Here is a 13,936-nt window from a genome sequence, read left to right on the forward strand (position 1 = left end):
TTAGGCGGGGACAGGCAGGCCTCGGGCCCGAATCGGCACAACTCATGTCGATCCGGGCCCGAAGCAGGTCATGCCTGGGCGTGCGCAGGCCGCCCCTCAGCGCCCCGGTGGGCGCTGGAAGCCGGGGCGTCCCGCGGTGCCGGCGGCACGCTCGACGGAGCGCCCGAGCTTGCCGACCGCCTGGCCGAACGCACCCGTGCCGCGGCCGCCGAGACCCGGCGGCACGACCACGACGGGGCAGTGCGAGGCGCGAGCGATCCGGCTGCCGAGCCAGCGCGCGCCCACCTCCGTCGAGCGTCCGGCATCGATGACGACGAGGTCGGCCGACCGGCTCTCCTCGAGCATCACCGCTCGCCGCTTGCCGCCGACGACCCGGGTCTCGACCACGTGGTCGTGCCCGAGCACCCGCGCGACGTCCTCGGCCAGCCGCGACTCCTCGTCGGCCAGGGCCCTGTCGTCGGAGACGACCGACGGCACGCGACCCCCGGTCGCGGTCTCGGGGGCGTGCGGGCGCCAGGCCCGCACGGCCACGACCCGCCCGCCGCGGACGGACGCCTCCTCGACGGCCCACCTCAGCGCACCGGGCGACCCGCTCGTGGGGCTCACCCCGACGACGATCGTGTAGGTGCGTCCCAGCGCGGCGAGGTTCATGCCGCGGCTCCCGACTCCTCCGACACCTTGCTCAACGGGTCGGCGATGTCCTCGAGCGACTTGCGCTCGGCGTCGATGCCGATCGCGAGGGCCACGACGCCACCGATGATCATGATCACGGCACCGGCGACGTAGCCCCACGTCAGCGGCATACGGTCCTTGCCCTCGCCGATGAGCGTGCCGTAGAGCACCGGTGCGATCGCGCCGGCGCACTGGGCGATGACGAAGAAGTACGAGATCGCCTGGCCGCGCACCTCGAGCGGGAAGATCTCGCTGACCGTGAGGTAGGCCGCCGACGCACCGGCAGAGGCGAAGAAGAACGAGACGCACCAGAAGATCGTGTGCGTCGTCGCGCTGAGCGCCTGGGCCTGGAAGAGCCACGCCGACACGAGCAGGACGATGCCGGCCACCGTGTAGGTGAAGAAGATCATCTTGCGACGGCCGATGGTGTCGAAGAGGTGGCCGAGCAGCAGCGGGCCGAGCAGGTTTCCGGCCGCGAAGGGCAGGAAGTAGAGCGAGGTGCCCGCCTTGTCGATCTGGTAGAAGTTGGTCAGCACGAGCGCATACGTGAAGAAGATGGCGTTGTAGAGGAAGCTCTGCGTGACCATCATCGTGAGGCCGAGCACGGTGCGCCTGCCGTAGCGCCGCACGAAGACGTCCCACAGGACCTTCGGGCCCATCGCGTCCTCGGGCTTGACGAGGATCGCCCTGCTGTCGTCGACCTCGGACAGCTCGCCGCCTTCTCGCCGCACGCGTTCCTCGATCTCGTCGACGGTGCGTTCGGCCTCGTCGGCGCGTCCGTGTGTGAGCAGCCAGCGGGGGCTCTCCGGGATGTGGCGGCGCAGGTAGATGATCGACAGGCCGAGGACCGGGCCGATGAAGAACGCGAGACGCCAGCCGAGGTTCTCGGCGACGTTGTCGGGGTTGAGCAGGTAGAGGTTCGCGAGGGCGCCGAAGAAGGCGCCGAACCAGTACGTGCCGTTGATCGCGATGTCGACGCGCCCGCGGTAGTGCGACGGGATCAGCTCGTCGATGGCGGAGTTGATCGCTGTGTACTCGCCGCCGATGCCGAGGCCGGCGATGAAGCGGCAGACCCACAGGAAGCCCATGTTCGGCGCGAAACCGGCCAGGCCGGACCCGACGAGGTAGATCACCAGCGTGATGATGAAGAGCTTGCGGCGGCCCCACCGGTCGGTGAGCCGACCGAAGGTCAGCGCCCCGACGACCTGGCCGATGAGATAGATCGTGCCCGTGAGCCCGACCTGGGCGGCCGACATCCCGAGCGACTTCTGGAAGCCCGACTCCGACACGATCTGGATCTCGAGACCGTCGAGGATCCACGAGATGCCGAGCCCGATGACGACGGACCAGTGGAACTTCGTCCACGGCAGCCGGTCCATTCGCGCCGGCACCAGACTCCTGATCGCACCGTCCGTGCGCTGTTGTGCGACAGCCTCGCTCATCACATCTCCTTTGATCGATCGCTCCAACCGTCGGGCGGGGCCGTGCGGCGCCACGTCCTCGCCGTCGAGATGCGTACCCCCTGCCGAGTCGCGAGCAACGCACCCGTCGGAATGCGCCCATCGCGTATGCCGCCGCGCCCGCCCTCGCGGGTACGTGACTGTCGGGCGACGGCACAGGGACCCCGTCGGTGACACCAGGAGGAGCGACATGCCCGCCAGGAAGCGAGCCAGCAGCAGGGGCACCGACCTGCCCTCGACCCTCGAGCGGTCCTCGAAGAAGGCGCAGGACACGTGGCTGGCGACGCACGACGCCGCCGTGGAGCAGTACGGCGAGGGGGAGCGCGCCCACCGCACGGCCTTCGCGTCGCTGAAGCACTCGTTCGAGAAGGTCGGTGACCACTGGGAGGAGAAGGCCGAGAAGGGCCCGAGCGACCCGCAGGCCGCCCGCCGCGGCGCCGAGGCGCGGGCCCACCTCGACGACGGTGACACGGCTGGCGGCGTCGACACGAACGCCTCGAAGTCGCACCTCTACGACATCGCCAAGCGCCTGGGCGTGCAGGGCCGCTCGCGGATGAACAAGGCCGAGCTCGTGGAGGCGATCCAGCGCGCGAACGACCGCGCCACCGCGGCCGCCCGGGACTGACGATAGGGCTCGTCCGTCGGCTGCGACAGTTCTACGCTGGTCAGTTGGGCCGCCACGGAGACGGCCGGTGCGGTGGGACGACCACGCCGCCACCGCGGAGGAGTGAGCCATGTCGGTGTCACGAACACGGAATGGAACTCGGGGATCTCGGTCAGTAGCAGCACTCGGGGCGGCGGCTCTCGTCGCCGCCGCTGCTCTGGCCGCGGGAGTCACGGCCTCGGGGGCCTCGGCTGCGGGAGCGATGACGACCTATGTCGTCGTCTACCGCAGCGGGACGGCGACGACGGGGGCAGCGGCCGCAGTAGGGGCCGCCGGAGGGGAGATCGTCGCGAACTACGGGCGGATCAACGTCGTCGTCGCGCGCTCCACCAGCGTCGACTTCGCAGCGCGGATGAAGCAGGTCAACGGGGTCGAGGGCGCGGTGGCGACCACCCGCTTCGCCACCTCCGTCGATGGTGGCGGCGCAGCCACGAACGTCGCCGACGTCTCGACGCCGACGACGGGCGCTGCCACGTCCGCCGAGCCCCTGGCAGGTCTGCAGTGGGACATGGCGCAGATCAACGCGTTCCAGGCGCACGAGGTGACCAGGGGCAGCTCGGACGTCCTCGTCGGCGACATCGACACCGGCCTGGACTACACGCACCCTGACCTGGCCGCCAACGTCGACGACAGTGCGAGCGCCAACTGTGTCGGCGGCGTAGCCGTACCCGGCAAGGTTGCCGCGGCGGACGACAACGGCCACGGCACCCACACGGCTGGCACGATCGCGGCAGCGGCCAACGGCATCGGCATCGTCGGTGTGTCACCGGCAGTGAGGATCGCCGGTATCAAGGCAGGCGACGCCGACGGGTTCTTCTTCCCGGAGGCCGTGATCTGCGCCTTCATGTGGGCCGGCGACCACAAGGTCGACGTCACGAACAACAGCTATTTCGCCGATCCGTGGCTCTTCAACTGCAAGAACGACCCGGAGCAGCGGGCCATCTGGACCGCCGAACGCCGCGCGATCCAGTACGCCCAGAAGAACGGCGTGCTCGTCGTCGCGGCCGAGGGCAACCAGGCCGACGACCTCTCGCACCCGACGCAGGACGAGACGAGCCCAGACAACACGACGCCGGTCACCCGAGACATCACCAACGCCTGTGCCGTCGTGCCGACGGAGGTCCCCGGCGTGGTCGGCGTCAGTGCCACGGGCAACAAGCGGCTCAAGTCGTTCTACTCGTCCTTCGGCACGTCGTCGGTCGATGTCGCAGGGCCAGGCGGCGACTCGGTCCTGCAGCTGACCGCCGCGGCACCGAACGGACGCGTCCTGTCGACGTGGCCGGCCTCGTTGCTGACCGTCACCTGCCTGCCGGCCCGGCGCCTCGTGGATCCTGTCAGCGGGGCGGCGTACTGCTACCAGCAGGGCACGTCGATGGCGTCACCGCACGCCGCCGGTGTCGCCGCGCTCATCGCGAGCCGGACTGCTCAGAGCGGCAGCGCTCTTGCCGCCGCCCTACAGCGTGCCACCAACCCTCTCGCGTGCCCGGCGGACCCGACGGTCTACGACTTCTTCCCGGCCCTTGACGGCGGGGCCCTCCAACGGTGCCAGGGCGGCATCGGCCACAACAGCTGGTTCGGCTCGGGGGAGGTCGACGCGCTCAAGGCGGTCGGCTGACCCAGCCTGTACGCCGTCGGGCCGGGTCCGCGTGGCCCGACCCGGCGGCTACGCCGCGGGTGTGGCCGGTCTGTCTGAGTGGTCACACTCGCCTGCCGCTGCCCACCCTGGGGCGGGACGATGGAGGTGGCCGGAGCGAGCGGCCCCGGCGACAGCGAACGTCCAGCCCAGGAAGAGGCGCACCATGAACGGCCAGGCTCGCACCACGTACGGCATCGTCGTCGGCTACGACGGGTCGCCGGGCTCCCGGCTCGCGCTGACCTGGGCGGCGGAAGAGGCCCGCCTGCGGGGCAAGCACCTCACCATCGTGCACAGCGTGAACGTCGCGGCCGTGCCGGCCTACCCGGCCATGGACCTCAGCCAGCTCGAGCCCTCCTTGGCGCAGGCGGCCAAGACGCTCGTGGACGACGGCGCGGTGCGCGCTGCCGAGACGCTCGACGCCGCGCAGGTGGAGACGCAGTACTGGCTGGGCAGCCCTGCCGCCCAGCTCGTCGACGCCTCGAAGGAGGCTGAACTGGTCGTCGTCGGCAGCCGCGGCCGTGGTCGGGTCCTCGCCGGAATCCTCGGGTCCACGTCGTACGCAGTGGCGGCGCACGCCAGGTGCCCGGTCGTCGTCGTGCGCGGACCGGTCGACTCGTCGTCCGACGAGCCGAAGATGCCACCGCGGCCCGGGAGGGGACACGACGTCGTCGTGGGCGTCGACGACTCCGACAGCGCCGCCCGCGCGGTGGACGTGGCGGCGGAGGTGGCCGAACGCGAGGGTGCCGTGCTCCACGTCGTCCGCGTCGCGCACTCCGCCTCGATGGAGGCCTGGACCTACGCCGAGGTGGCCAAGGGCGGCACCGAGGAGACGCACGCACTGCGCGACCACGCCGAGCAGTCGGTCACCCGGGCGGCGAACCGCGCACGGGCCCGGCACCCCAAGGTGCTGGTGACCACCGAGGTGCTCTACGGCGACCCGGGTCAGTCCCTCGCCGACCTCGGCTCGACCGCCGGCCTGGTGGTCGTCGGCTCACGCGGGCACGGCGGATTCACGGGCATGCTCCTCGGGTCGGTCAGCCACCGGGTCATCCACGACGCGGCCTGCCCGGTCATGATCGTGCGCTGAGACTCGTCGAGCTCGTCGCCTACGAGTCGAGTGCCTGTGCGAAGCGCCCGAGCGCCTCGTCCCAGCGCGACTTGTCGCCGGCGCCGTCCTCGGCGATGCCCTGGCCCTCGTGGTAGAGGTCGACGCGCGTTCCGTCGCCGTCGGGCTTGAGCTGGAGGTCGACGATGCTGAGGGGTCCGTCCTCGTGCGGGTGCCACGAGACGCGGATCTGTTCCATCGGGTGGTAGCTGCGCACGACGCCGTGGGGGCCGTCGGCGCTGTGCCAGGACTCGCCCTTGCTGCCGAGCGTGACACCCGGACCGAGGAGCGCCTCGGTGCCGCGGGAGCTGATGAGGTGGCGCCACACCTCGTCGACGGGCGCACCGACCGTCAGCGTCGAGTGCACGCCCGCGGGAGATCCCTCGAAATCGGCGTCCTCTGCGTTCTCGGGGATCGACTGCGTTGAACTGCTCATGGGCACCTCCGGGTCGCGTGGACCGGCCCCTGATGGGCCGGACCCACCACAGACAGTCGACCAAAGACTGGGCGCGAAGACAATGGTTAGCCTGCCCCCATGATCGATCACTTCGGCATCAACTGCTCCGACCTGGCCGCCAGCGCCCACTTCTACGACGAGGTGCTGGCGGTGCTCGGCTACAGCAGGCAGATGGACGTCGGCGTCGCCATCGGCTACGGCTCCGAGGGCCATCCTGACTTCTGGATCAGCGCGTGGCAGGGCAGCGAGCCCAACCGCGAGATGCACTGCGCGTTCCACGCCGACTCCGTCGATGCGGTGCGGGCGTTCCACGCCAAGGCCGTCGAGCTGGGCGCCGAGTCGCTGCACGAGCCGCGCCTGTGGCCGGAGTACCACCCCGGCTACTTCGGCGGCTTCGTGCGCGACCCCGACGGCAACAACGTCGAGGCCGTCTTCCACGGCGCCGGCCCGAACGGGTGACGGCGCCGGGCGGGCAGGCGTGACGCCGCGTCAGCCGGTGTAGCCGGCCCGGCGCAACGCGTCGGCCATGGCGCTGCTGGCCGGCGGGTCGTCACGCCGCGGGCGGTTGCCCTGGCCGCCGCGGTCGCCGCGGTCGCCCTGACGCTGGCCCCCACCGCGGTGGGGCTGGCCGCCCTGGCGCTGACCGCTCGGGGCCCCCGGGCGGGCACCGCCGCGGTTGCCGCGGTCGTCCTTCGAGCCGTCGGTCGGCACCTCGTCGTCGAGCCGCAGCGTGAGCGAGATCCGCTTCCGGGCCACGTCGACGTCGAGCACCTTGACCATGACGACGTCGCCCGACTTCACGACGTCGTGCGGGTCGCGGACGAAGCTCTTCGACAGCGCCGACACGTGCGCGAGGCCGTCCTGGTGGACGCCGACGTCGATGAACGCCCCGAAGGCCGCGACGTTGGTGACCACGCCCTCGAGGGTCATGCCCGGCTCGAGGTGCTTGATCTCCTCGACGCCCTCCTTGAAGGTGGCCGTCTTGAAGGTGGGCCGCGGGTCGCGGCCCGGCTTGTCGAGCTCACGGATGATGTCGGTGACCGTGGGGAGTCCGAACGTGTCGTCGACGAAGTCGGCGGGCCGGATCGCCTGCAGCGCTGTGGTGTTGCCGATCAGCGAGGTGAGCTTCTGCCCGGTCGACTCGAGCAGGCGGCGCACCACGGGGTAGGCCTCGGGGTGCACGGCGGACGCGTCGAGCGGGTCGTCGCCGCCGGAGATCCGGAGGAACCCGGCCGCCTGCTCGAACGCCTTGGGCCCGAGGCGCGGCACGTCCTTGAGCGCCTTTCGGCTGCGGAACGGTCCGGTCGCGTCACGGTGCGCGACGATGCTGTCGGCGAGCCCGGCGGTGATGCCGGACACGCGCGTGAGCAGGGGAGCGGAGGCGGTGTTGACGTCGACCCCGACCGCGTTGACGCAGTCCTCGACGACGGCGTCGAGCGAGCGCGAGAGCGCCGTCTGGGAGATGTCGTGCTGGTACTGGCCGACCCCGATCGACTTGGGGTCGATCTTGACGAGCTCGGCGAGGGGGTCCTGCAGGCGCCGGGCGATGGACACGGCGCCGCGGAGCGAGACGTCCATGCCGGGCAGCTCCTGCGAGGCGAACGCCGAGGCCGAGTAGACGGAGGCGCCCGCCTCCGACACGACGGCCGTGGTCAGCTTCAGCTCGGGGTGGCGCTTCACCAGGTCGGCGGCGAGGCGGTCGGTCTCGCGCGAGGCGGTGCCGTTGCCGATGGCGACGAGCTCGACGTCGTGCTCCTTCGCGAGCCGCGCGAGCGTCGCGATGGACCGGTCCCACTGGTTCTGCGGCACGTGCGGGTGGATGACGTCGGTCGCAACGACGCGTCCGGTGCCGTCGACGACGGCGACCTTGACGCCGGTGCGGAAACCCGGGTCGAGACCCATGGTGGCTCGGGCCCCGGCCGGCGCCGCGAGCAGCAGGTCGCGCAGGTTGGCGGCGAACACGCGTACGGCCTCCTCCTCGGCGGCCCGGCGCAGCTGCATACGGGCGTCGATGCCGAGGTGGACGAGGATCTTCGTGCGCCAGGCCCAGCGCACCGTGTCGGCGAGCCACTGGTCGGCCGGCCGGCCGGCGTTCTCGATGCCGAAACGTCGCGCGATCGCCCGCTCGTATGCCGTCGGGCCGGGCTGCTGCTCGGCGGCAGGGTCGTCGGGGTTGATCTCGATCGAGAGGACGTCCTCCTTCTCGCCGCGGAAGAGCGCGAGGATGCGGTGCGAGGGGAGCTTGGCGAGCGGCTCCGAGAAGTCGAAGTAGTCGGAGAACTTGGCGCCGACCTCCTCCTTGCCCGAGCGCACGCTCGAGCCGACGTGGCCCTGCCTCCACACCCGCTCGCGCAGGTCGCCGATGAGGTCGGCGTCCTCGGCGAAGCGCTCGACGAGGATCGCCCGGGCGCCGTCGAGCGCGGCGGCCGCGTCAGTGACCTCGCGGTCGGCATCGACGAATCCTGCTGCGGCCGTGGACGGCTCGGTGTCGGGCGACCGGATCAGCAGGTCGGCGAGCGGCTCGAGGCCGGCCTCGCGGGCGATCTGTGCCTTGGTGCGGCGCTTCGGCTTGAAGGGGAGGTAGATGTCCTCGAGACGCGCCTTCGTCTCGGCCGACATGATCTGAGCCCGCAGGGTGTCGTCGAGCTTGCCCTGCTCCTCGACCGAGGCGAGCACGGCAGCGCGTCGCTCCTCGAGCTCGCGCAGGTAGCCGAGCCGCTCCTCGAGCGTGCGCAGCTGCGCGTCGTCGAGCCCGCCGGTGACCTCCTTGCGGTAGCGCGCGACGAAGGGGACCGTCGAGCCACCGTCGAGCAGGGCCACGGCCGCGGTCACCTGCCCGTCGCGGACGCCGAGCTCCTCCGCGATGCGACGCTCGATCGACGCGACCTTCACCTGCACGCTCACGGGCTGTTCTCCTAGTCGTCGACGACGTGACCGAGCCACGCATTCTGCCGTGCGGTCCCTGTCGGCCGTCGGGCAGGGTCACTCGTCGAGCAGGGCCTCGAGGGCGGCGCGCTCGGCCTTGGGGACGTAGCTCGCGTAGTAGTCGTAGAGGCTGTGCAGGGACGCCCGTCCGGCCTCGGGGCCGTCGCCGGCACGGATCGCCGCCAGCACCTGCTCGTGGTGGCCGAGGGACCGCTTCATCAGCGCCTGCGCGTTGCGGGCGTGGGCGATCTTGTCGGAGATGAGCGAGAGCACCGTGTCACGGACGACCCCGTTGCACACCTGGATGAGCGTGTTGCCGCTCGCGCGGGCGATGGCCTCGTGGAAGGCGAAGTCGGCCTCGCTGAACGAACCGTAGCCGCCGTCGACGGCGGTGCGCATCTGCTCGATGGCGGCGTCCATCTCGGCGAGCTGGGCCTCGGTGCGCAGCACGGCGGCGAGACGGTTGGCCGTCGAGTCGAGCATCATCCTCGACACGAGGAGCTGCGAGAGGGAGAGCCCGTCGGCGCGCGCCAGCCGGCGCATCTGCTTCGTCAGCCCGCCGGTCGTGAACGGCAGGATCTCCGGGCCGTTCGGGTCGCCGGGGCGTGATCGCACGACGCCGTTGCTCTCGAGGACCCGCAGCGCCTCGCGCACCGTGGCCCGGCTGGTGCCGAACTGGACGACGAGCTCGCGCTCGCTGGGTAGGCGCTGTCCCGGGCGCAGCTCGCCGCGGGCGATCGCCTCCTCGACCTGCTCGACGATGCGCTCGTAGAGGCGGACCGAGCGCACCGGCTCGAAGCCGCGGCCGGTCGGGGTGTGCGAGGCGGAGGGGTTGTCAGCCACGCTGGTCTCCTGCCGCGGGGATCGGCCACACAGGCGTCGCAGCCGCGCCTCGATGCTCCTCGAACCAGTCGACGGCGCGCAGCACGCCGACGTCGTCGAAGCGGCGGCCGGACACCTGCAGCCCGATGGTGCGCCCATCTGCCGTGAAGCCGCAGTTGACCGACGCGGCGGGCTGGCCCGACATGTTGTAGGGCGCGGTGAAGCCGATGTGGGCCATTCCCTCGTCGTCCTCGCCCCACGGCATCGGCCACTCGGCGGGAAAGGCGAGGACCGGCGCGACGGGGGAGAGCACGAGGTCGAAGGCCTCGGTCGCCGCGACCGTCGCCTGCTGCAGCGCCATGATGCTGGCGTAGTCGCGCAGCACCGAGCGGCCGTCGACGTCGCTCACGGCGAGCACCCACCGCTGGATGAACGGCAGCACTCTCTCGCGGGCCTCGGGGGCGAGGGCGTCGAAGTCGGCCAGCGACCGCACCCTCCAGAACTCGTCGAGGTCGTGGAGCATGCGTGGGGTCATGAACGGGTCGAGCGGGGCGACGTCGGCACCCGCGTCGGCGAACACCTGGGCGGCGGCCTCCACCGCCGAGCGCACCTCGGGGTCGAGCGGCAGGCCGCACCCGGCGTCGAGGTGCAGGCCGATGTGCAGGCCGCGGACGTCGAGGGGCTCGGGCGGCAGCACCGTGCCGAGGTCGGTCGGGGGCAGGCTGGTCCAGTCGCGGGCGTCGGGTCGGCTGATGACCGACAGCAGCAGGGCGGCGTCGCGCGCCGAGCGGGTCATCGGTCCAGCCGCCCGGCCGAGGTAGGGGGTGTCGAGGGGTACGCGGCCCGCGCTCGGCTTGAGCGTGGTCAGCCCGAGCCACGTGCCGGGCAGGCGGATCGAGCCGCCGATGTCGGTGCCGACGTGCAGGGGCCCGTACCCGCCTGCTGCGGCTGCGCCGGCGCCCGAGCTCGAGCCTCCGGTCGTCAGGGCCGGGTTCCATGGTGACCGGGTGATGCCGTGCAGGCTGGAGACGCCGGAGCTGAGCATCCCCCAGTCGGGCATGACCGTGGAGCCGAGCACGACGCCGCCGGACTCGTCGATGCGCTCCGCGACAGGGCTGCTGCGCGTGGGCACGACCGGCTCGACGCCGGCGTTGCCGGCCGGCATGGGCACGCCGGCCCGGCCCAGGTTCTCTTTGATGGTGACCGGCACACCGTCGATGGGTCCCGCGGGCTCGCTTCTGCGCCAGCGTTTCTCGCTGGCGCGAGCCGACGTCTCGGCGCCCTGGAGGTCGAGCTGCCAGAACGCGTTGAGCTCCGGCTCGCGAGTGGCGATGACGTCTGCGACGTCACGCAGCACCTCGACGGGCGAGAGGTCACCCACGGCATACGCCCGCACGAGCTCGGTGGCGGTGAGGCTGGCCGGCCGGCCAGGGGGGTGCGGCATGGGCGTCCTTCCGCGTCGGACGGCTCTCGGCCGCCTGGGCCGCCGGACGAGGTCTTGACATCCGGCCTGATGAGAGAAACGGTACCTCTCACGGCGAAAAAGTCTACTGGTCAGACCAGTGCAGATCCGAGGGTCGACGACGACCAGCACGGACAGGAGAGCGATGACGGTTCGGCTCGCAGCGATCCCCGGCGACGGCGTCGGGCCCGAGGTGGTGGCCGCCACCCTGCCCGTCCTCGCCGCCGCGCTCGAGAGCCACGGCGAGCACCTCGAGGTCACCGAGCTGGACTGGGGCGCGGACCGATTCGTTCGCGAGGGCGCTGCCATGCCCAGCGACGGCGCCGAGACCGTACGCCGTCACGACGCCGTCCTGTTCGGCGCGGTCGGTCGACCCGACGTCCCCGACCACGAGCTCGTCTGGGGCCTGATCATCGGTCTGCGCCAGCAGCTCGACCTCGCCGTCAACGTCCGCCCGGTGCGCGCCTTCGAGGGCGTCCCGAGCCGCGTCCGTGACGTGGAGGGAGTGGACCTCGTGATCGTCCGCGAGAACACCGAGGGCGAGTACGTCGGAGCCGGCGGACTGGCTCACGCGGGCACCGGCCACGACATCGGCATCGAGGTGGCCGTCCACTCCCGGCGGGTCATCGAACGGGCGGCCGAGTACGCGTTCGGGCTGGCCGCGCAGCGGCGCGGGAAGCTGGCGCTCGTGACGAAGTCGAACGCCATGCGCCACGGATACCCGCTCTGGGACTCGGTGGTGCGCGAGGTCGCGCAGCACCACCCGGAGGTCGAGCTCGAGGTCGTCCTCGTCGACGCGATGGCCGCCCGCCTCGTGCAGTCCCCGCACTCGCTCGACGTCCTACTGGCCGGCAACCTCTTCGGCGACATCCTCAGCGACCTCGCGGCCGTGCTGGCCGGCGGCATGGGCATGGCGCCCAGTGCGAACGTGCAGCCCGGTGGCGCCGTGCCGGGTATCTACGAACCGGTGCACGGCTCGGCGCCGGACATCGCCGGCCGAGGCATCGCCAACCCGACGGCCTGCCTGCTCTCCGGGGCCATGCTCCTCGACGACCTCGGGCACTCCGGACCCGCCGACGCGATCCGGACCGCACTCACCACGACCCTCCGATCCCCACAGCACCACACCCCCGACCTCGGCGGCACCGCGAGCACCTCGCAGCTGGCCGCAGCGGTCCTGCACGAGATGGAGTCACGATGAAGCCCACCCGCATCGGCACGGCGGCGTCCGCGGCGCTGCTCCTCGCCCTCACCGCGGCCTGCTCGGCAGGCTCCGGCTCGTCCAACTCGGGAGGCACCGGCGGTGCCGGCGGCTCCCAGGGCGGCGGCGACACCTCCCTGACGGTCGGCCTCGTGGCCGAGCCGGCGAGCCTCGACTTCACCACCAAGGACGGCGCCGCCATCCCGCAGGCCCTGCTCGACAACGTCTACGAGACCCTCGTGACCGTCGACCAGGACGGCAAGATCACGCCCTCGCTCGCCACGTCGTGGACCGTGTCGCCCGACGGCAAGACCTACACCTTCGAGCTCGTCGACAACGCGAAGTTCACCGACGGGCAGGCCTTCACCGCGAAGGACGCCGTCTACTCGATCAACCGGGTCAAGAAGGACTGGACGATCTCCCTCAAGGCCGCCATGGACGTCGTGGCCGACGCGAAGGCGCTCAGCGACACCAAGCTGCAGGTGACCCTGAGCAAGCCGAGCAACGACTGGCTCTACCGGATGTCGACGCGCATCGGCGCCATGATGACCGAGAAGGCGGTGGCCGACCTCGCGACCCAGCCGGTCGGCACGGGCCCGTTCGTCTTCGACCAGTGGCGACGCGGCGACTCGATCAGCCTCAAGGCCAACCCGGGCTACTGGGGCAAGAAGCCCTTCTTCCAGCAGGTCACCCTGAAGTACTTCAAGGACCCGACGGCGCTCAACAACGCGCTGCTGACGAAGACGATCGACGTCATCGGCACGGTGCAGGCACCCGAGTCGCTCGCGCAGTTCCAGGGCAACGACGCGTACGAGATCGTCGAGGGCACCACCAACGGTGAGGTGCTCCTGTCGTTCAACAACGGCAAGGCGCCGTTCAACGACCTCAAGGTGCGCCAGGCCGCGCGCTACGCCATCGACCACAAGGCCCTCATGGACACCTGCTGGGCCGGCCGCGGCACCCTCGCCGGCAGCATGGTCCCGCCGACCGACCCGTGGTACGAGGACCTGACGGGTCTCTACCCGCACGACGTCAACAAGGCGAAGTCGCTTCTCGCGCAGACGAGTGCGGCCACGACCCCGGTCCGGCTGCGCATCCCGTCCCTGCCGTATGCCGTCTCGTGCGGTCAGGTGGTCAAGAGCCAGCTCGAGCAGGCCGGCTTCAAGGTCACCCTCGACCAGCTCGAGTTCCCGGCCGTCTGGCTCTCGACGGTCTTCACCGACGCCGACTACGACATGTCGATCGTCGCGCACGTCGAGCCGCGCGACCTGCCTGCGGTCTTCGGCGACCCGAAGTACTACACGCGCTACGACAACAAGCAGCTCCAGGCAGACCTCAAGGCGGCAGACTCAGGCTCGCCCGAGCAGCAGGTGACGCTGATGAAGAAGGCGGCCCGCGAGCTGTCGGAGGACGCAGCCGGTGACGTGCTTTTCATCCTGCCGAACCTCATGGTCGCCGAGAAGGGCATCACGGGCCTGCCGAAGAACGCGATCACCGAGTCCTTCGACCTCGCCGGGCTCGCCCGCTCCTGA

The 13,936-nt window shown here is 71.2% G+C and carries 12 protein-coding genes; 6 read left to right on the forward strand and 6 right to left on the reverse strand.

Going from position 1 to position 13,936, the window contains the following annotated elements:
• Positions 1-96: 96 nt before the first annotated feature.
• Together ACYVNR_RS02045 and ACYVNR_RS02050 are read right to left on the reverse strand one after the other, a co-directional pair.
• Positions 97-651 carry a universal stress protein gene (locus tag ACYVNR_RS02045; RefSeq protein ID WP_052677190.1) on the reverse strand — a complete coding sequence of 185 codons (555 nt, stop codon included), beginning with the start codon at positions 649-651 and terminating at the stop codon, positions 97-99.
• Entirely contained in the window at positions 648-2,051 is a 1,404-nt protein-coding gene (locus ACYVNR_RS02050) for an MFS transporter (RefSeq protein ID WP_461046365.1), read from the reverse strand. The genes ACYVNR_RS02045 and ACYVNR_RS02050 overlap by 4 nt, the downstream gene beginning before the upstream one ends.
• A 271-nt stretch (positions 2,052-2,322) precedes the next feature.
• Here ACYVNR_RS02050 and ACYVNR_RS02055 point away from each other — a divergent pair, with 271 nt between their 5' ends.
• The 3 genes from ACYVNR_RS02055 (at position 2,323) to ACYVNR_RS02065 (ending at position 5,519) form a co-directional block, all read left to right on the forward strand.
• Positions 2,323-2,757, forward strand: a complete 435-nt coding sequence (locus ACYVNR_RS02055) for a ChaB family protein (RefSeq protein WP_458800936.1) — start codon at positions 2,323-2,325, stop codon at positions 2,755-2,757.
• A gap of 241 nt (positions 2,758-2,998) precedes the next feature.
• Positions 2,999-4,411, forward strand: coding sequence for a S8 family serine peptidase (locus ACYVNR_RS02060; protein ID WP_461046226.1), 1,413 nt, complete (start codon positions 2,999-3,001; stop codon positions 4,409-4,411).
• 184 nt (positions 4,412-4,595) lie between these two features.
• A complete protein-coding gene (locus ACYVNR_RS02065; protein WP_045189993.1) occupies positions 4,596-5,519 on the forward strand; it encodes a universal stress protein in 924 nt (307 codons plus the stop codon).
• A gap of 19 nt (positions 5,520-5,538) precedes the next feature.
• Here ACYVNR_RS02065 and ACYVNR_RS02070 read toward each other — a convergent pair whose 3' ends face one another.
• Positions 5,539-5,973 (reverse strand): SRPBCC family protein, encoded by a 435-nt coding sequence (locus ACYVNR_RS02070; RefSeq protein WP_458800940.1) that lies wholly within the window; start codon positions 5,971-5,973, stop codon positions 5,539-5,541.
• Between the two features lie 99 nt (positions 5,974-6,072).
• Between ACYVNR_RS02070 and ACYVNR_RS02075 the strand changes: the two genes are divergently transcribed.
• Entirely contained in the window at positions 6,073-6,453 is a 381-nt protein-coding gene (locus tag ACYVNR_RS02075; protein WP_045189989.1) for a VOC family protein, read from the forward strand.
• Between the two features lie 30 nt (positions 6,454-6,483).
• Here the strand turns inward: ACYVNR_RS02075 and ACYVNR_RS02080 are convergent, their stop codons facing one another.
• From ACYVNR_RS02080 to ACYVNR_RS02090, 3 genes are all read right to left on the reverse strand, one after another.
• Positions 6,484-8,898 carry a Tex family protein gene (locus ACYVNR_RS02080; protein ID WP_461046229.1) on the reverse strand — a complete coding sequence of 805 codons (2,415 nt, stop codon included), beginning with the start codon at positions 8,896-8,898 and terminating at the stop codon, positions 6,484-6,486.
• 78 nt (positions 8,899-8,976) lie between these two features.
• A complete protein-coding gene (locus tag ACYVNR_RS02085; protein WP_045189987.1) occupies positions 8,977-9,762 on the reverse strand; it encodes a FadR/GntR family transcriptional regulator in 786 nt (261 codons plus the stop codon).
• The gene (locus tag ACYVNR_RS02090) at positions 9,755-11,185 is read right to left on the reverse strand and encodes an amidase (RefSeq protein WP_461046232.1); all 1,431 of its coding nucleotides are present in this window, start codon (positions 11,183-11,185) and stop codon (positions 9,755-9,757) included. Before ACYVNR_RS02090 ends, ACYVNR_RS02085 begins: the two co-directional genes overlap by 8 nt.
• 163 nt (positions 11,186-11,348) lie before the next feature.
• Between ACYVNR_RS02090 and ACYVNR_RS02095 the strand changes: the two genes are divergently transcribed.
• Both ACYVNR_RS02095 and ACYVNR_RS02100 read left to right on the forward strand, forming a co-directional pair.
• Entirely contained in the window at positions 11,349-12,404 is a 1,056-nt protein-coding gene (locus ACYVNR_RS02095) for an isocitrate/isopropylmalate dehydrogenase family protein (protein ID WP_045189983.1), read from the forward strand.
• A complete protein-coding gene (locus ACYVNR_RS02100) occupies positions 12,401-13,936 on the forward strand; it encodes an ABC transporter substrate-binding protein (RefSeq protein WP_461046234.1) in 1,536 nt (511 codons plus the stop codon). Before ACYVNR_RS02095 ends, ACYVNR_RS02100 begins: the two co-directional genes overlap by 4 nt.

Source organism: Terrabacter koreensis, from assembly GCF_054783315.1.